Genomic DNA, 25,656 nt, shown 5'->3' on the forward strand with positions numbered 1-25,656 from the left:
ACGGATACGATGAAAACGGTTCATTTCACCTCCGCCCTCATCCTTACCTTTTTTCCTTTAATAATCATGGCCCAGGCAGAACCTGTAGCGATGATCAAAGGCCAACAGCTTACCGGTGTTACGGTGAGCGATTCCGGCAGGGTATTTACGAATTTTCCACAATGGCGGGAAGGTGTGGAAAATGCCGTGATCGAGATCGATACTTCCGGTAACGATCACCAACCTTATCCGAACAAGAACTGGAACCGCTGGAAACCGGGCGACACCATCACTAATGATCTCTTTGTTGCCGTACAATCGGTGGTAGCCTTTAAAGAGTACCTCTACGTGCTCGACACCAGAAATCCGTTCTTTCAGGGAGTACAGGGCGCCCCAACCATCTTTGTATTCAACCTGAATACCGATAGTCTCGTACGCGCCTATGAACTTTCCGAAAACAGCTTTCACGCTGATTCCTATATCAACGATCTTCGAATTGACCCCAAAAGGAATAAAGCCTGGTTTACCGATTCAGGGCATCCCGGCCTGGTGATCCTGGACCTGGATTCAGGAGTGAGTACCCGTATTCTTGATGCACACCCTTCTACCACAGCAGAAACCGATCAACTTACCATAGATGGAAAAGCATGGAGCAATACCGTGCATTCTGATGGAATTGCCCTCGATTCAAATAAAGACCTGTTATACTATCACGCATTAACGGGATACACCCTCTATGCCCTGCCATTAGATCAATTAAATGAAGGCAGTACTCCTCCGGAAGCGCTGGTGATCTCCTTAGGAAAAACCCCTGCACCCGATGGCATGATCACAGACCGAAAAGGAAATCTCTATATGGCAGACCTTGAGGGGCACAAGATCGTATACCGAACGCCTGAAGGCAACATGCAAACCCTGATCGAGGGGCCCAACGTTAAATGGGCAGATACCTTTAGTATTTATAACGGTTACCTGTACTACACCAATTCTAAAATACATATGGCCGGTCCCGATGTGTCGAATATGGAATTCGAGATCTATAAAGTTCCCCTGCCCTAGTGCGCTTATCGACAAACTACGATCAAGATCCCGGGATTATGGTCATTAAAGGATAAATACCTAACTTTAAGTTATGTTTAAGTGTATGGCCATTGTTTTAGCAGGAGTGATCAGCTTTCAATCGCTTCACATTTCAGCCGGGGATATTTCCGGCCTGGATGAGCTTGTCGAGCATTATCGCTTTCACCAAAAAGAGTATGGTGACGATCTGTTCACCTTTATGGCCAAGCATTACGGTGCTGATGACAGTACCGGAATGGATCATCAGGATGAAGAGAACCACCAGGGTTTGCCATTTCAGCACAGCTTTTTAAGTGCACACGGCCCACTGGCCGTTCTGGAACCTACTGAGTTCACCTTGAGTATTCCGGAAGTTGAAGCGCGCCTTACCGACAACTTCCATAACTCCTTTAACAGCACGCTCTTTGTGAGCAAAACCTTCCAGCCTCCGAAAAAGAGCTGATTCCCTTCACCATCATTTCCAATTTGTCTTCCTGCATCCATAATGATGCGCTGGGAAGTGTAATCTGTCATTTTTAACATGGAATCATGCTCACTCGCTTAATACATTTCAGCGTTAATAATAAGCTGATCATTTTTCTTTCCACCTTCTTCCTTATCGGATTTGGATTGTATTCGCTATCCAGACTTTCCATTGGGGCTGTACCCGACATTACCAATAACCAGGTACAGGTGATAACGACCTCAAGGAACCTGTCTACCCAGGACATGGAAAAATTCATCACCTATCCCGTAGAACTGGAAATGGCCAATTTACCCGGAGTTACCGAGATACGATCGGTATCCAAATTTGGTCTCTCCGTAGTCACCATTGTATTTGATGACGATATGGGCACCTACTTTCCCAGGCAGCTTATTACCGAAAAGATCAAATCGGCCAGCGAACGCATCCCAGAAGGCTTCGGCACTCCAGAACTGGGCCCTATAACCACCGGATTAGGAGAGATCTACCAATATGTACTCGATGTAAAACCAAAGTACAAGGATCGGTATACGGCTATGGACCTGCGCACCATTCAGGACTGGATCGTAAAGCGAAAACTGTCGGGTATTCCGGGGGTCGTAGAGATCAATACTTGGGGAGGCTATCTCAAACAATACGAAGTAGCAATAAATACCTCCAGTCTCAACGCTTTGAACCTGTCTGTAGGTGAGGTTTTCGAGGCCCTTGAAAACAACAACAATGTTTCCGGAGGAGGCTATATCGAAAAAACCGATCAATCGTATTTCATCCGCGGAGAAGGACTGGTGACTTCCCTGGACGACCTGCGCAAGATCATAGTAACCACCAGGAACGGAAGTCCGGTTGCCATTGGAGATATCGCCCAAGTCGGATATGGTTACGCCACCCGCTTTGGTGCGATAACCGGTAACGGAGAAGGCGAAAAAGTATTGGGACAGGTCATGATGCTTAAAGATGCGAATTCCAAACAGGTGATCGATGCCGTAAAACAACGGGTTGATGAGATCTCAAAGTCCCTGCCTGAGGGCGTGTATATCAATGCCTTCCTGGACAGGAGCGAGCTCATTAATAAAACCACCTTTACCGTCACCGAAAATCTCATACTGGGCTTTTTGATCGTGATCTTCGCTGTGATGCTCATTCTGGGCAATCTGCGTTCAGGACTGGTGATCGCCTCTGTGATCCCCTTATCCCTGCTCTTTGCATTATCACTCATGTACATCTTTGGCGTCGATGCCAATTTGATGAGTCTTGGTGCTATCGATTTTGGGATCATTATAGACGGAGCGGTAATTATTGTGGAGTTCATAGCCTTTAAACTGGCGGGAGAGAAATTGGGCACAGACCGGCTAAAAAAGAAGGAACAGCAAGAATTAAGAGATCGGGTTAGTATTCAGGGTGCATCAGAAATGATGAATTCTGCCGTCTTTGGGCAGCTTATCATCCTTATCGTTTTCATCCCCATACTGTCTCTTAGTGGTATTGAAGGTAAAATGTTCAAACCCATGGCGCTTACCTTTTGCTTTGCCCTTATCGGCGCCATGATCCTATGCTTTACCTATGTTCCTGTAATGTCGGCACTCTTCCTTCGGGAAACCCGTAAAAAGAACAACCTCTCTGCAAAGGTCATGGGCATCATAGAAAGCATGTATACACCATTTTTATACATGGCCATGCGTAATAAAAAGACGGTATTAGTGCTGGCGTCCCTGCTTGTACTGCTCGGAGGTATCATTTTCTCAAGGTTGGGAGGAGAATTCGTGCCCACCCTTGATGAAGGCGATTTTGTGATCCAACCGGTATTAAAAACAGGGACCTCCCTGAGTAAAACCATTGAGACCACCACCCGTATCGAGAACATACTCCTGGATAATTTCCCGGAGGTCAAACAGGTGGTTTCCCGTATAGGAGCTGCCGAAGTGCCCACCGATCCCATGAGTATGGAAGACAGTGATGTGATCATTACCCTCAAGGATAAAGATGAATGGGTATCTGCCCATACCAAGGATGATCTTGCAGAGAAATTCAAGGAAGCCCTCGCAGTGATCCCCGGTATCGAAATAGAATTCACCCAACCCATCGAAATGCGATTTAACGAGCTTATTTCAGGGGTGCGCTCGGATATTGCGGTCAAGGTTTTTGGAGAAGATCTGGAAACCCTTGCCCGTTTAGGCGATCGCATCAAAACCTTGGCCGAAAGTGTTCCCGGAGCTGCTGATGTAACCGTAGAAAAGATCGAAGGACTCCCCCAAATGAATGTTTCTTATAATCGTACAAAGATCGCTAGATACGGTCTCCATATTCATGAGCTCAATGACCTTATTGCCATGGGATTCTCGGGAAAAACAGCCGGTAGCATTTTTGAAGGCGAAAAGCAATTCGACCTGGTAGTGCGTTTACAGGAAGAGCACAGAAAGGGCATCGAAGACCTGCGATCACTATTTGTAGACCTTCCCAATGGCCAGCAGGTGCCACTGGGAGAACTGGCCACGATAACTTATAAAAAAGGAGCAGCCAAGATCTCAAGGGATAACACCCAAAGGCGTATTGTAGTGGGTATCAATGTACGTAACCGCGACCTGCAATCGGTCGTAGACGATATCAGGGGGCTTATCGAAAAAGAGATCGACCTGCCTGTAGGCTATACGGTGGCCTATGGCGGACAGTTTGAAAATCTGCGGGAAGCGAAATCCAGGCTTTTGGTGGCCGTGCCCATTGCCCTGGTGCTCATTTTCTTCATGCTCTTCTTTGCTTTTAACTCCCTTAAAAAGGCCGTGCTCATTTATTCGGCCATCCCCCTGTCGGCAGTGGGAGGCGTATTGCTACTGGCCCTAAGGGGTATGCCTTTCAGCATTTCTGCCGGAGTAGGTTTCATTGCGCTCTTTGGGATCGCCGTCCTCAACGGGATCGTTCTCATAGAGCATTTTAAAGATATGAACATGTCTAAATTTAAAAGTGTAGAAGCCCTCGTTATCCAGGGAACAAAAGACCGCCTCCGTGCCGTAATACTAACGGCCACGGCAGCCGCCCTCGGATTTCTCCCCATGGCCGTATCGACCAATGTGGGAGCTGAAGTACAAAGACCTTTGGCTACTGTGGTCATTGGCGGACTCATTACCGCTACCCTCCTAACCCTGGTCGTTTTACCGGTACTCTACACCATGATCTATGAAAAGAAAGACACTAAAACAAACACCTCACGACCGGAAACTCCGGTAGCGGGGATCGTGTTCCTGATCGGGGCATCCCTATGGGGTACGGTAGCCACAGCCCAGGTTCCTGTTCTCGATCTCGATAGCCTTGAAAGTGCAGCCCTGGAGAACAATACGGGGCTAAAGGCGCTATCTTTTGAAAAGCTCCGGGAAGAATCTCTTAAGGGTGCCGCATGGGATTTTGATAAAACCTCCATCTACTACCAATATGACCAGAACAATCTGGCTATAAATGGCCGACCTATTGAGGTGATCGGCATTCAGCAGGATTTTCGTTTCCCCACCGTATACACCTCCATGCGAAATGTACAAAAGGTCCGCGCAGAAAGATCGGTATACCACTACGACCTGAGCTCCCGAAGACTCCTTCGCGATCTGCAAACCGCCTATTACCAATATCAGATCACCCTTGAAAAACAACACATTTACGCAAAGCTTGACAGCCTGTATAAAAAATTCGCCAATGCTGCCTCCCGTCGTTTTGAACTGGGAGAGACCAATTACCTCGAAAAGATCACTGCCCGATCCAAACAGCAACAGGTAACCATACACCTTCAGGAAACGCAAACCGAGGTAAACATCCTCAAAAACCGGATCACACTGCTCGTACAGGCCAAAGACAGCTTCGCGATAAACCGGGAACCACCGGAAAAACTCCCCTATTTTCCACCTGATACCCTGCTATCTCCGGAATTGAATATCATGGATAGCGAAGTAAGGCTGCGAGAGGCCGAGAATACCCTCGAAAAGCACAAACTACTGCCGGATATCAGCCTGGAGTATTTTCGCGGTTCGAACAGCACATTGAACGAACAACTCTACGGGTATCAGGTAGGTCTTAAGATCCCCATTCTCTTTGGAGGCCAGGCATCGAAGATCAAAGCCTCAGGCCTGGCAGAAGCGGCCATGACTAACGAGAGGCAGGACTTCCTCCTCAATTACAAGAATAAAAAGCAGGAGCTCGAAAGCCTCTTACAGACCTACGATAATAACCTGGCGTACTATGAGAACGAAGGAAAAGCTATTGCCGGTGAGCTCATACACACTGCCGAAGCCGGATTTATCAATGGAGAACTAGACTTTTTCCAATACATCCAAACCCTTGAAAACGCCTACCGCATCCTCATCGACCGACTCGATCAGCTGCGATTGTACAACGATACCGTTATCCAATTAAGACACCTAACCTTATCTGAATAATTATGAGAAACTTCATTTTATATATGGCCATAGTCCTCGTGGGATGTAAATCGCCTTCGGAAGAAGGTGCACAGGCAATACAAACCGCACAAGACACCCCGCAGACTACGATAAACAAAGAGCAATTCCGCTCGAATGGCATGGAGCTGGCCACGATAAACGCGATCACAGCAACCGAACGTATCCGAACTACGGGAACCATTGATGTGCCTCCCGAAAACCGAGTAGAGGTGAGTCCGCTAATGGGCGGATATGTCACCCACACCCCCTTATTGGTAGGCGATCGGGTAAAGAAGGGTCAACTGCTTATGAGCCTTGAAAATCCGGAATTCGTGACCCTCCAACAGCAATACCTGGAAGTAAAGCAACAGCTGGAATACCTCGAGGAAGAATACGAGCGGAATCAGAAACTTCTAGAAGAACAGATCACCTCCAGGAAAAACTTTTTAAAAGCACAGAGCGAATACCTTACCGCTAAGGCACGGTTTCACGGATTGCAAAAACAACTACAACTGCTTAATCTCGATCCGGAGGCCATTACTGGAGAAAACATAGTCCCGGTATTTCATATATATGCACCGATTTCAGGGAGTATTACAGGAATCGACGTCAACCGCGGAAGCTTTGTTCCCCGGTCGCATCCGGCCATGGTGATCATCAATAGTGACCACCTGCACCTGGAACTCAATATCTTTGAAAAGGATATTTTGAAAGTGAAGAAAGGACAGCCCATACACTTTCGAATCCCCGAAGCCTCCAGGGAAGTCTTCCCCGCCGAAGTTCACCTCATTAGCGATGCCCTTAGTAGTGACAGAACGGTGCGGGTTCACGGCCATATAGACGATGCTCTGAAAGAACAACTTAAGGTGGGGATGTATGTCGAAGCAGAGATCACGACCGATGCCACCGATCCCGGCACACTAATGCGATATACAGTGCCCACTTCAGCCGTTATCGAAAAGGGACAAAAGCATTTTATAATGATCCTTGAAAAAGAAGATGAAGCGCACTATGTATTCCGTATGCTCGAAGTTACCCCCGGCAATGAGATCGCCGAGCAAACCGTGATCTTGAAGCCCCGGCTGGATACCACGGTTCGAGTGTTAGCAAGAGGGGCTTTTGATCTTATTCGGTGATGGGTAAAACATGAAAGGCGTCAAAAATAAAATCCCTGACAGCATTAAATATTTTACATTATTATGTATTTTTCCCCCGAATAGGGTCATTAACTCAGTTGGTTTAGAGTGTCACCTTGACAGGGTGGAAGTCACCGGTTCGAATCCAGTATGACCCACATCAAGCACAAAATCCATCGCTTTCGCGATGGATTTTTTTATACCCTGAAGCTTCGAAAGCTCGCTTTCGTAAGCGAAAGGGCTATGAAAAAATCAATCCTGCAACAGCAGGTTTGGGTTTTGTATTTGCAAAAGCGGCTCCAGTCTGGTTCACGAGCTTGTCTGTCGAATACAGGCGTAGGGAGTAATCTCCGCGTTAAAGAATCGTAAAATATCTGAAGGGCAACACATTAAGCTGTGATTAGTTTGTAGCTTTATAGTGTAAGAAAGAATAATTCCCTGAACACCTATGATGCTATGAAAACCTTAAGCCGCCTTCCGGAAAATTTGAAAATAGCCTATTTCAAAAAAACAGCATTCCTGATCTTACTCCCCTTTTTATTTGCCTTTCAATGTGAAGAAGAGGTGGAAAACATCGATTTTGCAAGTGACTACATTATCCAGAATAATTCAGGTACGCCAATTTTCCTGATCAGGGATAACAACAACATCGAGGAGATCCCCGCCGGCGATATCCTTTATGTCTCCACCGATTTCAATAGTGTTGAAGGGCCCGTGTCTCCTGCAGAAACCGAATCTATAAACTTCATCAGACTCTACATCGATAATGGAGGCGATCTTATTCTCTTTTATGAACAGGAACCGCTAAATAACGAGGCATGGGTATTCAGTGATATCGGGAATATGAGGTATGAATATCGTCTTATTATTACCGATGTCGATGTGAACGGATCCCTGTAAGATCGGCTATTTCCAAGACTTATAGCTTTACTTAGCTCAGGCCAGCTATTTTTGAGTTGTAGAAATAGAATTCACAGGAATGATCCAAAGATCACGTTCCTCATCCACCTTACCGTTCAAGTGTTCAATAACCACACGTTCTGTTATGGACATTCCCTTATCAGCCATCTGGTCAAAAGTATCCATACCATCATTGGGAAAATTTTGTCGGGTACGGTGAATATGAAACTTATTTGAAAGTGTTCTTCCAAAGGCAGCTTCTACCCCCTCTTTTCCCAACATAAATCCGATCAATCCGCCCCAGGTAGCTGTAGGATTATCAGAATCCCATCCGGCAAGGGTTCCGATCTTAATAGTTTCTTTCAGATCGCCTTCACCGTAAAACAGACTTACCAGGCTGGAGGCAAAATTAATTCCTCCGGCAAAGCACCCGTTGCAATACAGGTTACGTGAAGTGATGTCGTAGCCATCCATTTGCTGTACCTGATAGCGCTGGTATATCGAGTCCCGGGTTTGTTCCCACGGAATTCCCGAAGTGTATTTTTCATATACGTAATCGTACATTTTTGCAGTGTAAGAAGTATCAGGTAAGAGGTTCCTGGCCACCCTGGCCATGCCCTTTAGTCGCTGTCCCATACTAAGCGTGGTATCTGCTACTGGCGCCAAAGCGTACATAGTCACATAGAATTCGGCAATTTCCGCAGCCTCCTTTTCCGCTACCGTTCGTATAGGCAGGTAGGCCATCCTGCGTGCTACCTCAGGTTGGCCGGGTGCAAATAATCCGAAGATCTCAGTGGTAAGCTGAGCATCGATCATATCGTAATGTTCATTGTTTTCCGGTTTCCCTGTTTCCGGTGGTAACATCCCTTGTCCCATCAGATCAAAGGCCCTTTGGTTGGATACCCATAAAAAGTTTTCCTCTTCCTTCCTAATGTGCTTTAACCAGCCGTCACGTATTTGTTCAGGAGTAAGCATAGCCGTTTTATCGGTGTACAGTAAATGCTGATACATATATTCAATATCCGTATCATCATCGGCACCCCATACCTCAGAAGTATCACGAAGTACAAAATCGATGGTTGGCGACAGGTCACTGGGAGCATCCGGATTGAAAATACTGGGCTGGTCCGGTTGTCCCCAATCTTCGCGGGTATAGAAAGGTCCTGTTCGTAATTCCCCTATATTCCCGATCTTATCCATTTCGGTCACCAATCCGGTCCAGTTGGCAATGCTTTGACCCAGCCAGAAACCTTGTAATTTGTCATGGTAAGCCTCCCGGGAGATGGTGATCTGTTCGGACTCCTGTGGAGCATTACAGGAGAGGTTTAAAAGGGTGAGTAACCATAAGAGAATGAGGTAAAAGAAGTGCTTGTACATGGGGTTGAAATTTACCATATAAAGATCTTCAATACTATGAGTATTTGCAACGAACAACACAGATTTATTCATCACCTCACTCTTTAACAGCATTTTAGCAGCCTTTAACGTTTTGTAGTAAAAATTCGACAGGATTAAGGTTGTAACTTTCATAACACAACCATCAATAGCTAATTTTGAAACACCACATCCTCAGTAAGACAGAAAAGCTACAACTGATCCTTTTATACACCTGCTTCCTTATTAGTCCGCATTTAAAGGCACAAGAACTAAACGGAAGAATATTTAATAATGATACCCCTTTAGAGGGAATCACCATCAATAACAGGTCCGGTAATGCAACTGTTTACTCCAATACTCAGGGATATTTCTCCATTCCCGGAAAAGAAGGCGACAGTATATCCTTTCGTTCCAATTTTTTCAGGACGGAGGTCTTGATAGTGACACAGAAGATACTGGATCAAGGCTGCATTATTGAACTTAAAAGCAACGATATCAAACTGGATGAAGTCGTGGTCAAAAAGACCATGAAACCAAAGAAGTTCGAACCCATTGCATATTCCAAAGATCTCAACATAATCATTCAGGAGGATATAAAGAAGCACCCTGAAAAGTACAGGCCATCAGCTCCCAATTACGGGGTGAATTTTGCATATATCTTTCGTTCCCTATTGCGATGGTTTAAAAAGAATAAGAAAGTAAACTCCACAGAAAAGATCTTCCTTTCTTCTGAAGATCTCGAAAATGCCTTCCGCGTACATCATTTAGTCAATGCCAAATTTCTAAAAGAGGAACTTGACATTCCCCTGGAACAATATGGCCTTTTCTGTGAATACCTCGAAAAACAGCACCTTAATACTGATTTACCGGCTAATGGCAATGAGTTGCAATTCCTGGAAGCTGTAATGGAGAATGCACGAAAATTTAAGGATTTGGAAAAGGAATAAAAGTAGAAGCGAGCTTGCGAGGCTTCAGGATTACTGCGTCATCCTTTACCAATGCACTCCTGCAAATACAAAACCCTGTGCTGCTCTCGCAGCACTGTTTTTTTTATACCCTCTCGCCTCTTGCAAGCGAGCTTGCGAGGCTTCAGGGTATAAAAAAACCCATCGCTTTTGCGATGGGTTTTGTGCTTGATGTGATCGAGACAGGATTCGAACCTGTGACCGTCTGCTTAGAAGGCAGATGCTCTATCCAGCTGAGCTACTCGACCGTTCCTTTCGGGGTGCAAATATAAGCGTACTTTTATTTATTTTCCAACAGAAAATTAGATTTTTTAAAAAATAAAAGGGCTGTCTGCCAAAGCACAGACCGCTTGCAGCCCCTGCATCAGAATATAACCTAACAATTTTCAATAAATTAACCCGTCAATTTTCAGCATTTGGTCTACACCAAAAGATCATTGTTTATCCATTCCCGACATGGAGAAACTTTGGTAATCTGCCTTATTAAGAGTAAGTGACTGCTGTTTAAGATCAACACATCGCATGGAAACATCATTTCCTTTCCCCGTCCTATCTTTCATATGCATCTCCATCATGAGACCGTATTGTCCGTCCTTCCGTATCCATTCCGGGTCAAATCCGCTGGGAAGGTCTTCGGTAACCCCAAAAACATTAGCCAGGGACACCTCAGCTTCAAACGTATTGTATACAGTAACCAAATATTCAGGTGTCTCTACCTCGAAACCCTTACAGTCATAACCCATGATCTCCTTCCCCGGGATCTCCCGAACCTCAAATTCAGAAGCTTCAGCTGCTTCTTCTGTCATATCTCCGACATCGGATTTAAAGGCCATCGCCATTTGCTGTCCGTTCTGATCTATAAACATCACCATCAGGTCCCTGCCGGCATCATGTACCATGGTCATCTGTTCGGCCTGTTGCATTTTCATACCCCAATAATCGGCATTGGCCTGTAAATACATATCCATGTTCACCGCTTCATCACGTGTATCATCCTTCATCTCAAGGGTGTACACATAATTAAAAGTATACGTATCGGCAACCTCTGCCATATCGGCCATTTCACCCTGATTCATCATCGGATTGGACTTCATCAGGTCACCTTCCAACATGTCTTCCATGACCTTACCTGCCTCATGTTGCACCTTCTCGTTGGTTTTATCGATCACGGTTTTCTCCAAACCCTTTTCGATCTTCTTCTTTAACTTTTTCAGGATCTGGGCTTCCACAGAAATGAATCCGCCGGAAACAAAAATAACAGTCAGTAAAAATCTCAATAGTTTCATAATACACTGATTTAATTCATTTATTGGATCATTACCGGAAGTGTAGGAGAAACGCTTAAAGAAGTATCCTTAAACTAATAAAAAAGAGCAACATAGGCAACGAATACCACCACAAAAACGAAGGCGTTCTAACTGAAATACAGTGAATTACAAAATTTTATGAATCTGTTAAAAGCCCGTTTCCCATAAATTTTGTTCCTTCCCTTAAAGTTGCTGATAAAGAATGGAATTAACAAATCTTCAACTGGACAGGATCATTGAAATGGTTTGGGAGGACCGTACGCCTTTTGAAGCCATTACCTATCAATTTGGTCTTTCAGAAATAGAAGTTATTCAGCTCATGAGAAGCGAACTGAGACCTTCTGGTTTAAAAGATGGCGCAAACGCGTCAATAGCGGGGTAAGTCAAAAACACCTCAAAAAGCGCAACCCGGAGATCTCGCGCTTTGAATGCTCACGGCAAAAGGCTATTAGCGGTAACCTTATGAGCAAACGATAAAAAAGGAAACATGATGAAGGAAAAAAAACAGGTAGTGATCATCGGTGGCGGATTCGCGGGATTGGAGTTGATCAATGAACTGCAATCCACCGACGAATTCCAGATCACCCTTGTCGACCTCAATAATTACAATTTCTTTCCTCCCCTGCTCTACCAGGTAGCAGCTGGATTTATGGAACCTTCTGCCATTTCCTATCCTTTTAGAAAGATCTTACGAAAAAAAAGAAATGTGCGCTTTCGACTTTCCGCCCTACAGGAAGTCATTCCACAGGAGAACAAGGTGATCCTGAGTAACGGAGAACTGCATTACGATATCCTGGTGATGGCCACCGGTGCTGAAACGAATTACTTCGGGAACGAAAATGTGGCCAGATACAGCCTTCCCATGAAGACCATCAGTGATGCCCTGGCCTTAAGAAACCTCATACTTACCCGCTTGGAACGGGCTACCCGCGTAAACGATCCAGAGCGACGTAAAAAACTACTCTCTTTCGTGATCGCTGGAGCCGGACCTACAGGTGTGGAGCTCTCCGGAATATTTGCTGAAATGCGAAAGAACATCCTGATCAAAGATTATCCGGAACTAAAAGACGAAGACCTGGGCGATATCTACCTGATCGACGGACAAGGAGCGGTGCTCTCGGCCATGTCGTCTAACTCTCAACGTTACAGCGAAAAAAAGCTAAAGCAACTGGGGGTAGACATCCGCCTGAATGTTATGGTGAACGACTTTAAAGACGAGACGGTCTACCTCTCCGATGGCACTACCATTCCCACGCGAAACCTCATCTGGGCGGCCGGGATCTATGCCAGGGTATTTGAAGGCTTTAAGCCGGAAGATCTGGGCCCCGGCCGACGTATGCAAACAGATGCGTACAATAAATTGTACAGCTATAACAATATCTATGCCCTGGGCGATTGCGCCTATTTAAAAGACGATCCCCGCTATCCCAAAGGACATCCGCAGGTAGCTCAGGTGGCTATACAAATGGCTAAGAATCTGGGAAAGAACCTGAAAAGACCAGAAGGTAGTTCATGGAAGCCCTTTGAATACAAAGACAAAGGCTCTATGGCCATTATCGGAAGAAACAAAGCCGTAGCCGATGGTCCGGGGAACAGCTTCTTCCTCAAAGGCTTCCCTGCATGGTTCTCATGGGTATTCGTACATATCATGTCCCTGGTAAACTTCAGAAACCGACTTAGAGCCCTTTACAATTGGACCGGGTACTACATCAATATGGACCAGCAGTTCAGAATGATCATCAGACCCAGAGACAATAAGTAAACTTTACCCCCGGTAAGTCCTTCCTTTCGATCTTCAAAATCAAATCCCCCTGTAAACCCTTAATTCTTTATCGCCAAAAGGGCCGGCTTACCCTTTTTTGCCGTGACCTGTAATTTTCTCTTCATTCATTTCATTAAGAACTTCATCAATGATTTCTGCTCCAGACCAACAAAAGATATCATTAACTCTTGAAAATCAGCTGAAACACCCTTATTTACGCACCAAACATCCTCAGTAACAAGGGTTACTGAACTCGGCAAAGTCCCACCCTACCTTTGAAAAATAAATTATTCAAGACGATGAGAATTCATATAACCATACTCTTAATGCTTTTTCTATCCTCCGGGATCTCCACCGGTCAGGAAAAGATATTTCTCACTAAAGAGGAGGCATTAGCGAATATAAAGGAGAAAAACCTGCATATACGATTGGCGCAGGAAGAGGCTCTTAAAGCCAGGGCAGCATACCGACAAACCAATTCGGTTTTCCTTCCTTCGGTAACCGCTTCCCATACCGGATTTCTCACCACGAATCCGCTTATGGCCTTCGGATCCAAACTGAACCAGGAGATCCTTACCCCGGCCGATTTTGATCCTGCCGCGCTTAATGACCCTGAAGAAACACGAAATTTCGCCACCGTGATCGAGGTTCAACAACCCCTGATCAATGTCGACGGATTCTATCAGCGCCGGGCTGCGAAACTGGGTATGGAAGCCATGGAACTTCAAACATTGCGAAGTACCGACCATATGCTACTGGAAACCGAGAAGGCTTACATGCAGCTGCAACTGGCCTACAAGGCTGAATCGGTTTTACAAAAAGCCCTTGAAGCTGCGCGGGAAAACGAACGCCTGGCAAGAAACAGCTTTGAACAGGGACTGCTGCAACGGGCCGACCTACTCGCAGTAGAAGTACGCGTAAACGAAGTGACCAGTCAGCTGCATAACGCTCAGAATACTATTAAGAATGCCTCCAACTACCTGGCATTTCTAATGAACGAGCCGGCAGAAGGCATATATCAACCAAAAGACAGTTTGACCCTGGCAGGAATGGAAAACCCAAACTCCTTGCTGTCTGAACACAGAGCAGATATTAAAGCCTTAGAAATGGCAACCCATGCAAAAGAAATGATGAGTAAGGCCGATAAATTAGCCTTTCTCCCACGACTCAATGCCTTCGGAAATTACCAGCTTTACGACAATGAAGTATTTCAGGGCAACGCCCAGGGATATCTCGTTGGTGCCAGCCTCACCTGGGACATCTTTAAGGGATACCAGAATGTGGGCAAGGCCGAACAAAGTAAGGCAGAATATGAACGCTCAAGGCTGGAATTGGAGCAATACGTCTCCCAAAGCGAGATGGAACTCAACCAGGCCAAACGCGCCCTTGAAGTTGCCGAAAGCCGACTCGACCTTTCTGCAAAAGCCCTGGAGCAGTCTGAAGAATCCCTGCGCATACGCACCAACCGCTTTCGCGAGGGACTGGAGCGCACCACCGACCTTCTGATGGCTGAGACCCAGTATGCCCAAAAACAACTCGAATACTATCAAACCATATACGAATTGAACTACGCGCAGGCCTACCTGCAATTTTTAACCAAAGAATAAACGCGATCATGAAAAAGAAGCTATATACCCTCTTATTTACAACAGCTCTCCTTGTTACGGCCTGTGGCCATGAGGAAGAAGTCAAAACCACAAAGTCCACTGAAGCGGTACCCGTAACGATCAGAACCGTAGCCGAAGGCAATGACCAACGCATTCTTAACGCCAGCGGAACGGTTCAGGCGGTAAAAAGTGCCAACCTCAGTACCCGCATGATGGGATTTGTAGAATCGGTGAAGGTCGGCGTAGGCCAAACGGTTCGCGAAGGACAGCTCTTGTTGGTGATCAACGATGCCGATATCGAGGCGAAGCGCGCCCGGGTAGAGGCAGGAATTATTGAAGCGGAAACCGCCTTTGAAAATGCAAAGAAAGATCATGACCGGTTTAACAAACTCTTCGCCGAGAACAGTGCTTCACAGAAGGAAGTAGACGATATCACGGCGAGATACCGAATGGCAGAGGCGCGATTGGAATCGGCCAGGCAAATGATGAAGGAAGTGAACGCTCAAATGGCCTATAGCCGTATTAAAGCCCCATTTAACGGGGTGATCACAGGAACCTACGTTAAGGAGGGTGATATGGCCAATCCGGGGCAACCCCTGGTTGCTGTTGAAGGACAAGGGGCACTTGAAGTCACTGCCCTGGTCCCTGAAAGTGAGATCTCCGGTGTAGCAAAAGATCAGGAGGTCAACGTACAGGTGCGTTCTGTTGCCGGGGTGGTTTCCGGAAAGGTAACCGAACTCAGTACCTCCTCTAGAAATACCGGTGGTCAATTCATGGTCAAGGTGGCCCTGGAAAATCCACGGGAAGATATCCTTCCGGGAATGTACGCCACAGTGCAATTCCCGGTATCCGGAAATTCTAATGCCCAACAGGTAAGCATCCCTGTGAGTGCACTGGTTCATCGCGGGCAACTTACCGGAGTTTACACCCTGAGCGAAAACAATACAGCCTTACTACGCTGGCTGCGACTGGGAAGGACATCCGGCGATAACGTCGAAGTGCTTTCAGGACTTTCTGCAGGAGAGTCTTATATCGTCCCCGGAGCTACCAGGCTGTACAACGGAATCAAAGTAACGAATAAAAACAACCAATAACCATGAAAGAAGGATTAGCAGGAAAAATTGCCAAGGGGTTCCTCACCTCTAAGCTCACCGTACTCCTTATGGTCGTATTCATGGTGATCGGTGTCTATAGCTCTTTCCTCATTCCCCGTGAGGAAGAACCCCAGATCGACGTCCCCATGGCCGACATCTTCGTTGGCTACCCCGGGGCGAGTCCGCTGGAAGTAGAATCAAGGGTCATCAAACCCCTTGAAAAGCTCATTTCCAACATCAAAGGTGTCGAGTACGTATACTCCACCGCAATGAAAGAACAGGGTATGGTGATCGTTCAGTTCTACGTGGGAGAAGATATTGAACGCTCGTTCGTAAAACTCTACAACGAGATCAACAAACATATGGACCAGATGCCGGAAGGCGTCACCTTTCCGCTGGTTAAAACGCGGGCCATTGACGATGTCCCTATTATGGCGCTCACCCTTTGGAGCGAAAACTACGACGACTACCAGCTGCGGAAAATGGCGCAGGAACTCTCTGATGAGATCGAAAAGGTATCTGAAGTTTCGGTAACCAAACAGATCGGAGGAAGAAACCGCCAGCTTCGCGTTGTACTCGATAAGGCTAAGCTGGCCGCAAGCGGACTCGATGTGTTGAGTGTTGCAGAAATGATCAGGGCCAACAACGCCCAATTGAGTGCCGGGAAATTTAACCGCAATGATGAAGAATTCCTCCTTCACACCGGTGGGTTCCTGGAAACGGTTAGCGACGTGGAAAATCTCGTGGTAGGGGTCAACAATAATATGCCGGTTTACCTGAAGCAGGTGGCTAAGATCATCGACGGTCCGGAGCTACCCGGGAACTACGTGTCCATGGGCTTTGGGCAGGCATCTGAAAAGGCTGCCAATTACCCTTCAGAATACCCTGCTGTCACCGTCTCTGTAGCCAAAAGAAAAGGGGCAGATGCCATGAAGATCGCCGATCAGATCATGGAGAAGACCGAGCACCTCCGCGCCAACCTCATCCCCGATGATGTTCACGTGGAGGTCACCCGTAACTACGGAGAAACTGCCTCACAAAAGGTATCCGAGCTCCTTATGCACCTTATCGGTGCCATCATAGCGGTTACCCTCGTGGTGATGCTGGCCATGGGCTGGCGTGGCGGCCTGGTAGTTTTCCTGTCAGTACCGATCACCTTTGCCCTGACCTTGTTGAGTTACTATATGCTGGATTACACCCTAAACAGGATCACCCTGTTCGCCCTGGTATTCGTAACCGGGATCGTGGTAGACGATTCTATCATTATTGCCGAGAACATGCACCGGCACTTTAAGATGAAACGCCTGCCCTTTAAACAGGCTGCCATCTATGCTATTAACGAGGTGGGGAACCCCACCATCCTGGCCACTTTTACGGTGATCGCCTCGGTACTACCTATGGCCTTCGTCTCGGGGCTCATGGGACCGTATATGAGTCCGATGCCCATAGGGGCTTCCATCGCCATGATCCTTTCGCTCTTCGTGGCCCTGACCATTACCCCTTACCTTGGATATATTTTCCTGAGAGAAAAAGATAAAAAAGCGGAGGAAGACCCGGAGAAACAAGACCTGTCGAATACCCTGGTGTATCGCATTTACGAGAAGCTGGAGCGTCCGCTTATCGAGAATAAGTTCAAACGCACGGTATTTCTTGGGGTGAACGTACTGCTCCTATTGGGATCCATGAGTTTGTTCTTTACCAACTCGGTAGCGGTTAAAATGCTGCCTTTTGATAATAAGAACGAATTCCAGGTGGTGATCGATATGCCCGAAGGAACCACCCTCGAACGCACCGCAGCCGTAACCGCCGAAGTGGCCCAATACCTGCGTACGCGTCCGGAAGTGGTGAATTACCAGAGTTATGCCGGAAGTTCGGCTCCGATCACCTTTAACGGACTCGTAAGACACTACGACCTTAGGGGAGGCAGCAATATGGCCGACATCCAGGTGAACCTCACCGACAAGCACGACCGTAGCGAACAAAGTCACGATATCGCCAAAAAATTACGTCCGGAGATGCAACGCATCGCTGCGAAGTACGGGGCCAACCTCAAGGTGGTCGAAGTACCACCGGGGCCACCCGTACTCTCTACCATCGTGGCAGAAGTGTACGGCCCTGATTACGACAAACAGATCGCCATAGCCGATTCGCTGCGCCAGATCCTTTCGAACACCGAGGATGTGGTGGATATTGACTGGATGGTGGAAGCCGATCAAAAGGAATTCCGCTATGAAGTAGACCGCGAAAAAGCCATGCTAAACGGGGTTGCTCCAAAACAGGTGGCCTATACCATGCATACGGCCCTCTCCGGCAACAGCATTGGAACCCTTTATGATGAGAAGGCTTCAAAACAAGTGAGTATCGTTATGGAACTGGATGAGGCAGAACGATCGTCGGTGATGGATATCAACCAGCTCCAGGTACGTTCCGAACAAGGAAAGATGGTGGCCCTCGGCGACCTGGTAAACGTGAAGGAAGCAACCCGCGATAAAAGTATTTACCGAAAGAATCAAAAACGTGTGGTCTATGTGCTGGCCGATATGGCAGGAACATTAGAAAGTCCGGTATACGCCATCCTGGGAATGGAAGACAAGCTAAAGGCGATTGACCTGCCTCAGGGATATACTATCGAAGAACGCTATATGGAACAACCGGAATTAGAGGATAACTACACGGTAAAATGGGATGGTGAATGGCAGATCACCCTTGAAGTATTCCGCGATCTGGGTGGTGCCTTCCTGGCCGTGATCTTTATTATCTACATCCTGATCGTAGGATGGTTCCAGAATTTCAAGACCCCGGTAGTAATGATGGTGGCCATACCCTTATCACTGGTAGGGATCATTCTTGGGCACTGGATGCTCGGTGCCTTTTTTACCGCGACCTCCTTTATCGGAATGATCGCCCTGGCCGGGATCATGGTGCGTAATTCGGTACTGCTCATCGACTTCGTCAACCTGAGACTGGAGGAAGGCGTGCCCTTAAAACAGGCGGTGATCGAAGCCGGGGCCGTGCGAACCACCCCGATCCTGCTAACTGCAGGAACCGTAGTGATCGGAGCCTTTGTGATCCTCTTTGACCCTATTTTCCAGGGACTGGCCATTTCCCTTATGGGAGGTACCATTGTTTCGACCATCCTCACCCTGTTGGTCGTTCCCCTGGTGTATTATATGATCGAACGTAAAAAACATCCATAATATGAAACTGGTAATCGTAACCGCAGTAGAAGAATTCAATAAAGACATTCGCAAGCTGTTCAGAAAGGCTGAGATCGAGAACTTCAGTTCTTCCGATATCGACGGATTCAAAACCATGCCCGCTGTGTTTAAAGCAGCGAGTTGGGTCACCGGAGAACGTTCAGGAGCAGATTCAAATATGTTCTTCTCCTTTACCGCCCCGGATAAGATCGATATCCTGTTCGACCTGATCGAAGAATTCAACAAGAACATCGAAACCAATAATCCGATCCGCGCCATTGTGGTGCCCATCGAGAAGTTTATATAAGTACACTTTTTCATGTGTGTTTACATAGTGCCTATGGTTTAGGTTTGTTAGTGAAAACCCCTTCAGTAGTTTACCTGCTGCGGGGGTTTTAGTATTTAGAACAGGTCTGCTTAGTGACCCGTGTAACATGGGAAATAACAGGAAAGCCGTAATTTTAGTCCCCCGGTTAAAGCCTTTTCATAAAAGGACCAGACCGTCTTATAAAGCATAAAAAAACTATTACCATGCACACGTTGATCATTAAAATAATAACAGCCATTTTGTTGTCGCTACCCGTAATGGGAATCGCGCAACAGCAGGAACTAAAAGAACAAGATGCCAAAGCACTCACCTACCTTTTGGAGGAAGAGAAAATGGCCCACGACGCATATACTGCCTTTTACGAGCAATATGGCAAACGTATTTTCAACAATATCGCACAAAGTGAACAACGGCACCTGGAAAAGGTGAAAACGATGGTTGATACCCATAAGATCGAATACCGCCTCGACGGGGAAAAAGGAGTGTTCTACGATCCTGAGATCAAAATGCTTTACGAACAGCTTATAACGGCCGGAATGACCTCAGAAGAAGAAGCCTTAAAAACCGGTAAGCTTATCGAAGAAACCGATATCGCCGACCTTAAAGAGGCGCTCGCAAGCACAGCAAATGAAGACCTCAAGGTGATGTATTCCTATTTACTCGAAGCATCTGAACGTCATCTGGCAGCCTTTAACCGTCATCTGGGTGAAGGAGGAGAAAAGACCGGTAAGCAAGGATGCAAAAAGGACGGATGTAAAAAAGATGCTACCGGGAAGGAGGGTTGCAAAAAGGAAGGCTGCAAGAAAGAAAATTGTAAAAAAGAAACCACCAAACTTTAAAATTGCTTTTTATATAGGGTTTGCCCCAACCAAAAAGCCCCTGCTGTCAGGGGCTTTCTCATTTTATGAATTCAAGCTAAGCGTTGCTTACTTTTCTTTAACCGGACAGGTATTGATCCCAAATGGGGCATAGAGCGGACAAAAACTGATCAAACTGGTTAGAACGAATACTGCGCCAAGTGCGAGCAATACCGTACCCAGGGTCCCGCTAATGATGCCGGTATAATACAATACGCCAATAACGACTGCTACGAGTATCCTCAGGATACGATCGGTAGCTCCCATATTTTTCTTCATGATAATTGATTTTAGTTGAACAAATATTTAATGGTTAAAACGATCAGTGTGATCAGTCCAAAGCAGATCAAACAGACCATTGCAAATTTTATTAGTTGACTTTTTTTCATCGATCATATCAAATATACTCATGGTCCTGAAGTCATGCAGTGACTAAGGTCACAACTACAACACTTCAATTGCATTCCCCACCTGTTTAACCAGTCCTTCACCCTCCAGTTTCTTCATGATCCTGCTCACCACCTCCCGAACAGTGCCCAGTTCATTGGCGATCTGCTGATGCGACATATTGAGAGGATTCTCCCTTTTCAAGGCGACCTTCTCCTTTAAATGCTTATAAAGCCTTACATCCATTTTACTGAATAACACATGATGAATGGTGTCCAACAACTCGGCATATCGCTCTTTGTATTGTTGAAAGAAGAAAGTATTAACAAAGGGATGTTCATGACTTAAAGCATGGATCGCGGTAACCGGGATCAGGAGGAGTTCACTATCCTCCTCGGTAACCGCATACACCTGGCTCGGTTCACGATTGTTTCCGGCAGCAAACGACATGATACAACTTTCATCAGGGCGTATGTAGTACAGCAATAGCTCTCTGTCTTCATACCTCGTAAAAACCTTGACCAATCCTTTTCTAACCAAAGGGACTACGGTAACGTACTGTCCTTCCCTGAGGATCTCCGTACCCTTTTCGATATAGTGCACTTCTCCTGCCACGGTCATTTTATCAATGATCCGTTGAAGTGATACAGATGGTTTAGAATCGTTATTCATGGTTAAGTCTTACGAAAATTATTGAACCGCATTTATTAAAGATAATAAAAACTATGTAGGGCTAAAACTACATTGCCCAGGTATGTTCCAATAGAAAATGGTGCAAAAAAAGAAAACCCACGCAAGGCGAGGGTTTCTATGATATTACGGTCGTTTGTTCAAGCTTATTTAACCAGCAACAGCTCTTCGACCTCTTCCAGGGTTTTCCCTTTGGTTTCGATCACGAACTTCATTACGAAGAACAGGGCCAGTAAGGCCAGCACCGCATATATGGCAAAGGTTATCGTTGGTCCAAGGTTCGATAGTTCCCAGGGGAAGAACTGGGTAACGGTATAACTCACCAAAGAGTTAAAGAATCCAACCACCGAAATGGCGATCCCTTTAACATTCCCGGGGAAGATCTCCGAAAGCAAGGTCCACATCACCGGTCCCAGAGAGATCGCAAACGCCGCCACATAAAGCAGAATAGCGATCAATACCAGGGTGGCATTGATAGAAATGAACTTCTTGGTCTCATTGCGTTTAAAATCCTGTAGCTGTGCTTCTGTAAGCAAAGGCTGAAGGTTTTCTGATAATTCCTTTTGTGAATAGAAGGTGCTTCCCTCAAGTGACTTAATTGCTTCCTGAACCTCTTCCGACGCTACCTGGCTTATCGCTTCAGGAGTCAGGGTGTACGTAGCCTTATAAAAGGCATAGGTGGCCATAGAAAGGGCAATGGTCATCGCAACGGTTCCGATCATCAGTAAGGGCTTTCGGCCCAGGTTATCGATAAGACGGATCGCTACCAGAGTGAATACGAGGTTGGTCAAACCAACCACGATGGCCTGGAGGAAAGACGAATCGGTACTTCCACCGGCCTGTTCGAAGATGGTCGGTGCATAATAGAATATGGCATTGATCCCTGTGATCTGTTGGAAGAATGCGATTCCCAGAGCAATGATGATGATGGTACGCATCCTGCTGCTGAACAGGTCTGAAATTGTTCCTTTCTTCTCCTTTTTATCCACCCCACGCTGGATCTCCTGCAGGGTGAGTTCGGCATAGTCCTTCCCTCCGATCTTTACCAGGATCTTTTCCGCAGCCTTCTTCAGGTTCTGACTTTGAATAAGCCAACGCGGACTCCGAGGTACAGAGAAAAGCGCCAGGAAATAGATGAAGGCCGGAATAGCTTCAACTCCCAGCATCCACCTCCAGCTTTCGCCTTCGATATCTTTAAGGAAATAATTTGAGAAATACGCTACCGAGATACCGATCACGATATTGAGCTGATTTAACGATACCAGACTCCCTCTGAGCTTTGGCGGAGCGATCTCTGCGATATAAATAGGCGCAATAAGAATGGCACCCCCGATCCCGACACCCCCGATGATACGGGCTACGACAAATTCGACGTATCCGGTTGCCAGGGCCGACCAGGTGGCAGAAACCGTGAAAAGAATCGCGGTAACAATAAGAATGTTCTTACGGCCAAAACGGTCGCTTAACGGACCGGCAGAGATATTCCCGGCCATGGCGCCGAAGATCACACAGCCTACGGCAAAGCCCAGTTCCCAATCGGACATCTGGAAATACGTTGTGATCCCGTTCACGGCGCCGGAGATCACGGCACTGTCAAATCCTAAAAGAAAGCCTCCCAAAGCAACGACGAGGCTGATAAAAATAGTATACCCTTTATTCATGGTAAGATGGTTATAACGTCTGTTAGTAGATCAATGTTTGCATCGCATGGGGCATGATCTCAAGGTTGACCTCACTATCTCCCACGATCATTTTATACGCGATCTGTTCGTCTGTAGAATTCATCACCACGGTGGCCATGCTTCCATCAACATTAACAAATGTAGTACTTTCCAGCGTACTTCTGCTCGTGGTAGTACTCACCCGTTTAGCACCGGGCTGTATGTATCTGGAAAAGTGGCCAATATAATAATAAGTTGGCGTAAAGATAAGTTCATCTGTTTTCGTATTGGCATGAACCGGAGCAAAGCAAAAGTTCTCCACATGGTTCGGGCCACCGCGTTCGTCGAGCAATACATTCCAGTCGGTCCACCCTACAACCCCGCTGTTGAAATCGTTGATCATCGAATTCCCGTAACGTTCTGCATTAGGCCAGTAGAACATGAGCTCAGGGTCGAACCCTTCCTGACACCCTTCTGTAAACAGTAAATTCTTGGATGGGAAAGATTCATTGATATTTTTAAGGTTATCGTATTTAGGTAACCCACCGGTCCATGTCTCGTACCAGTGAAACCCGATCCCCCAAACATATTTTGCAGCTTCAGGGTCTTCGAGGATCGTATTGGCCCTGTCGGTGATCAGGTCGCGATTGTGGTCCCATACCACGATCTTTTTATCGCCCATCCCGGCCTTTTCCAAAGTAGGTCCCAAATAATCTTTTACAAAATCACGCTCTTCTTCGGCGGTATAGATACACGACTCCCAACGCTGCACGGCCATGGGCTCATTTTGCACTGTAAGTCCCCATACCGGGATCCCTTCGGCCTCATAGGCTTCGATAAACTTCACATAGTAATTGGCCCATGCCTGACGGTATTCGGGAAGGAGTTTCCCTCCCCTAAGCATATGGTTATTGGTTTTCATAAACGCAGGCGGACTCCATGGACTGGCGTAAAACACCAGGTCGTCGCCAACGAGATCGATCGCCTTTTTGATCATTGGAATGCGCTTTTCCTTGTCCTTTTCAATGGAAAATGTCTTTAATTCAGCATCGCCTTCCTCTATATAGGTATGACTACCGAGTCCGAAGTCACTACTGTGAATACTGGTTCTGATAATGTTGTAAGCATTCCCGTCCTTTCCGTAAAGAGCTGTTAAGAGTTTTTCCTGTTGGGCAGGGCTCAAGGTTGAAAAAACTTCAGCAGAAGCATCGGTAATGGCACCTCCGATACCCAGGAACTCCTGAAAGGTCTTTTGCGGATTTACCATCACAGCCACTTCGGTTTCCAGGGGTTGTACCTTCCCTTCAAATTGAAGTTCATGCGTTTTGGCCAGTCGCAAAGCAGTATCCCTGGCCGTAGTGTATACAACCAGGGAACTGCCTTTATAACTGCTTTCAGAAGTTTGTTCTTTCATTTCATTGTTTTGCTTTTGAGTTGCAGATCCCGAACAGGAAACCAGTCCGACAAAAACTCCCAGCAAAAGCCATTGACATATAGAGGTATTGGTCATCTTACAGTATAATTGATGTTACTTACTTTTTGGCTTCGTGTTTTACCCAATCAACTTCCATCACCCATTCGCCTTCCATAGGAGCGTCTGTGATCTTGGCAAAGTTCAGAATAGCGAACATGGCTTCAGGGTATTTATCTCCTTGCCCTTCGTTTCTGTAGATCTCCTCGCCATCCAGACGGTACACCAGATCACTTCCTTCCCACTCTACAGAGTATTCGTGATACTCACCCAAAGTTGCCGGAAAATCTTTACGCATGCTCCACCAGTCACCTTTATCGCATTCGCCTTCGCTCTTAATGGCGCCGGTAGTAAAGCGATCCTTATGGTGGTCACCGTGGTGTTCGAAAATATCGATCTCTCCAGAACCGGTCATTGGCCAGCAAACATTCTCATCTTCCTCCTGTACGGGTGGCTCATTATTTTGAGCTCCCAATAGCCACCACGCAGGGAACATACTCGCTTGTCCGTTATCGTGGATCTTTAAACGAGCCGTCCACTTACCTTTTACAAACTCCTTTCGGTTCTTGGTCACGATCCTGGAGGAGACGTAGCGCGTGTCAGGATGTTGTTTCCCGAACTTGTCCAGGTTGTCACAAGGCAATTCCTCTTCGAGGCTTACGACCTTGATCTTTAGAGAACCATCGCTTACTTCACGGGTGCCATATTGCCCATCGGGAACATAGCAATGAAATTCATTGTTTACCCAAATACGCTGTTCCTGCCAGTTGTCCTCATTAAAGGTGTCGAAATCGTCAAAAAAGTCGACTTCCCAGACGGAGGAACTCTCAGTAACCCCGCCAGTTGCCGTATCTTGTGCTTCTTTTTTAGTCTCTGTTTTACACGAGAGTAAAACTGTTGCTATCCCGACCAGGGCGAGCCATTTTAAATGATATGCCTGTTTCATTGTACAGTAATTTTTAGATGTTATTTATTTTTGGTCT

General features: G+C 46.5%; 19 protein-coding genes, 2 tRNA genes and 1 pseudogene. 14 read left to right on the plus strand and 8 right to left on the minus strand.

What is annotated here, in order from left to right; genetic code table 11:
- Positions 1-9 precede the first annotated feature (9 nt).
- From IS446_RS14820 to IS446_RS14845, 6 genes are all read left to right on the plus strand, one after another.
- Positions 10-1,038 (plus strand): L-dopachrome tautomerase-related protein, encoded by a 1,029-nt coding sequence (locus tag IS446_RS14820; RefSeq protein WP_203061541.1) that lies wholly within the window; start codon positions 10-12, stop codon positions 1,036-1,038.
- A gap of 73 nt (positions 1,039-1,111) precedes the next feature.
- Positions 1,112-1,501 carry a hypothetical protein gene (locus IS446_RS14825; protein WP_235996526.1) on the plus strand — a complete coding sequence of 130 codons (390 nt, stop codon included), beginning with the start codon at positions 1,112-1,114 and terminating at the stop codon, positions 1,499-1,501.
- Between the two features lie 86 nt (positions 1,502-1,587).
- On the plus strand, positions 1,588-5,934 hold the full coding sequence (locus tag IS446_RS14830; RefSeq protein WP_203061543.1) for a CusA/CzcA family heavy metal efflux RND transporter: 4,347 nt from the start codon (positions 1,588-1,590) through the stop codon (positions 5,932-5,934).
- Between the two features lie 2 nt (positions 5,935-5,936).
- Positions 5,937-7,070, plus strand: a complete 1,134-nt coding sequence (locus IS446_RS14835; protein WP_203061544.1) for an efflux RND transporter periplasmic adaptor subunit — start codon at positions 5,937-5,939, stop codon at positions 7,068-7,070.
- Between the two features lie 83 nt (positions 7,071-7,153).
- A tRNA-Val gene (locus IS446_RS14840) sits at positions 7,154-7,228 on the plus strand.
- A gap of 298 nt (positions 7,229-7,526) precedes the next feature.
- Complete coding sequence (locus IS446_RS14845) at positions 7,527-7,970, plus strand: hypothetical protein (protein WP_203061545.1); 444 nt, start codon at positions 7,527-7,529, stop codon at positions 7,968-7,970.
- A gap of 45 nt (positions 7,971-8,015) precedes the next feature.
- Here IS446_RS14845 and IS446_RS14850 read toward each other — a convergent pair whose 3' ends face one another.
- A complete protein-coding gene (locus tag IS446_RS14850; RefSeq protein WP_235996527.1) occupies positions 8,016-9,419 on the minus strand; it encodes an ADP-ribosylglycohydrolase family protein in 1,404 nt (467 codons plus the stop codon).
- 104 nt (positions 9,420-9,523) lie between these two features.
- Here IS446_RS14850 and IS446_RS14855 point away from each other — a divergent pair, with 104 nt between their 5' ends.
- Entirely contained in the window at positions 9,524-10,294 is a 771-nt protein-coding gene (locus IS446_RS14855; RefSeq protein ID WP_203061546.1) for a peptidase associated/transthyretin-like domain-containing protein, read from the plus strand.
- A 192-nt stretch (positions 10,295-10,486) separates the two neighbouring features.
- Here the strand turns inward: IS446_RS14855 and IS446_RS14860 are convergent.
- Both IS446_RS14860 and IS446_RS14865 read right to left on the minus strand, forming a co-directional pair.
- Positions 10,487-10,560: transfer RNA gene (locus tag IS446_RS14860), tRNA-Arg, on the minus strand.
- Between the two features lie 186 nt (positions 10,561-10,746).
- Positions 10,747-11,598 carry a hypothetical protein gene (locus IS446_RS14865; RefSeq protein ID WP_203061547.1) on the minus strand — a complete coding sequence of 284 codons (852 nt, stop codon included), beginning with the start codon at positions 11,596-11,598 and terminating at the stop codon, positions 10,747-10,749.
- 223 nt (positions 11,599-11,821) lie between these two features.
- Here IS446_RS14865 and IS446_RS14870 point away from each other — a divergent pair.
- From IS446_RS14870 to IS446_RS14900, 7 genes and pseudogenes are all read left to right on the plus strand, one after another.
- A pseudogene (locus tag IS446_RS14870) lies at positions 11,822-12,096 on the plus strand (TIGR03643 family protein).
- A 13-nt stretch (positions 12,097-12,109) separates the two neighbouring features.
- Positions 12,110-13,381 carry an NAD(P)/FAD-dependent oxidoreductase gene (locus tag IS446_RS14875; protein ID WP_203061571.1) on the plus strand — a complete coding sequence of 424 codons (1,272 nt, stop codon included), beginning with the start codon at positions 12,110-12,112 and terminating at the stop codon, positions 13,379-13,381.
- Between the two features lie 299 nt (positions 13,382-13,680).
- Positions 13,681-14,988, plus strand: coding sequence for a TolC family protein (locus IS446_RS14880; RefSeq protein ID WP_203061548.1), 1,308 nt, complete (start codon positions 13,681-13,683; stop codon positions 14,986-14,988).
- A gap of 8 nt (positions 14,989-14,996) precedes the next feature.
- Positions 14,997-16,082: an efflux RND transporter periplasmic adaptor subunit gene (locus tag IS446_RS14885; protein ID WP_203061549.1), complete on the plus strand. Its 1,086-nt coding sequence runs from the start codon at positions 14,997-14,999 to the stop codon at positions 16,080-16,082.
- Between the two features lie 2 nt (positions 16,083-16,084).
- Positions 16,085-19,279: an efflux RND transporter permease subunit gene (locus IS446_RS14890; RefSeq protein ID WP_203061550.1), complete on the plus strand. Its 3,195-nt coding sequence runs from the start codon at positions 16,085-16,087 to the stop codon at positions 19,277-19,279.
- 1 nt (position 19,280) lies between these two features.
- Positions 19,281-19,586 carry a hypothetical protein gene (locus IS446_RS14895; RefSeq protein WP_203061551.1) on the plus strand — a complete coding sequence of 102 codons (306 nt, stop codon included), beginning with the start codon at positions 19,281-19,283 and terminating at the stop codon, positions 19,584-19,586.
- 224 nt (positions 19,587-19,810) lie between these two features.
- Positions 19,811-20,446 carry a DUF2202 domain-containing protein gene (locus tag IS446_RS14900; protein ID WP_203061552.1) on the plus strand — a complete coding sequence of 212 codons (636 nt, stop codon included), beginning with the start codon at positions 19,811-19,813 and terminating at the stop codon, positions 20,444-20,446.
- Between the two features lie 87 nt (positions 20,447-20,533).
- Here IS446_RS14900 and IS446_RS14905 read toward each other — a convergent pair whose 3' ends face one another.
- The 5 genes from IS446_RS14905 to IS446_RS14925 all read right to left on the minus strand — a co-directional run bounded on the left by IS446_RS14905 (position 20,534) and on the right by IS446_RS14925 (position 25,619).
- Positions 20,534-20,743, minus strand: a complete 210-nt coding sequence (locus IS446_RS14905; protein WP_203061553.1) for a YgaP family membrane protein — start codon at positions 20,741-20,743, stop codon at positions 20,534-20,536.
- Positions 20,744-20,908: 165 nt separating this feature from the next.
- On the minus strand, positions 20,909-21,523 hold the full coding sequence (locus IS446_RS14910; RefSeq protein ID WP_203061554.1) for a Crp/Fnr family transcriptional regulator: 615 nt from the start codon (positions 21,521-21,523) through the stop codon (positions 20,909-20,911).
- A 164-nt stretch (positions 21,524-21,687) separates the two neighbouring features.
- Complete coding sequence (locus IS446_RS14915) at positions 21,688-23,202, minus strand: sugar porter family MFS transporter (protein WP_203061555.1); 1,515 nt, start codon at positions 23,200-23,202, stop codon at positions 21,688-21,690.
- 22 nt (positions 23,203-23,224) lie between these two features.
- Positions 23,225-24,712 carry a glycoside hydrolase family 30 protein gene (locus IS446_RS14920; protein WP_394370976.1) on the minus strand — a complete coding sequence of 496 codons (1,488 nt, stop codon included), beginning with the start codon at positions 24,710-24,712 and terminating at the stop codon, positions 23,225-23,227.
- 22 nt (positions 24,713-24,734) lie between these two features.
- Entirely contained in the window at positions 24,735-25,619 is an 885-nt protein-coding gene (locus tag IS446_RS14925; protein ID WP_203061556.1) for a glycoside hydrolase family 16 protein, read from the minus strand.
- Between the last annotated feature and the right edge of the window lie 37 nt (positions 25,620-25,656).

Source organism: Robertkochia sediminum, from assembly GCF_016786255.1.
Classification (GTDB): domain Bacteria; phylum Bacteroidota; class Bacteroidia; order Flavobacteriales; family Flavobacteriaceae; genus Robertkochia; species Robertkochia sediminum.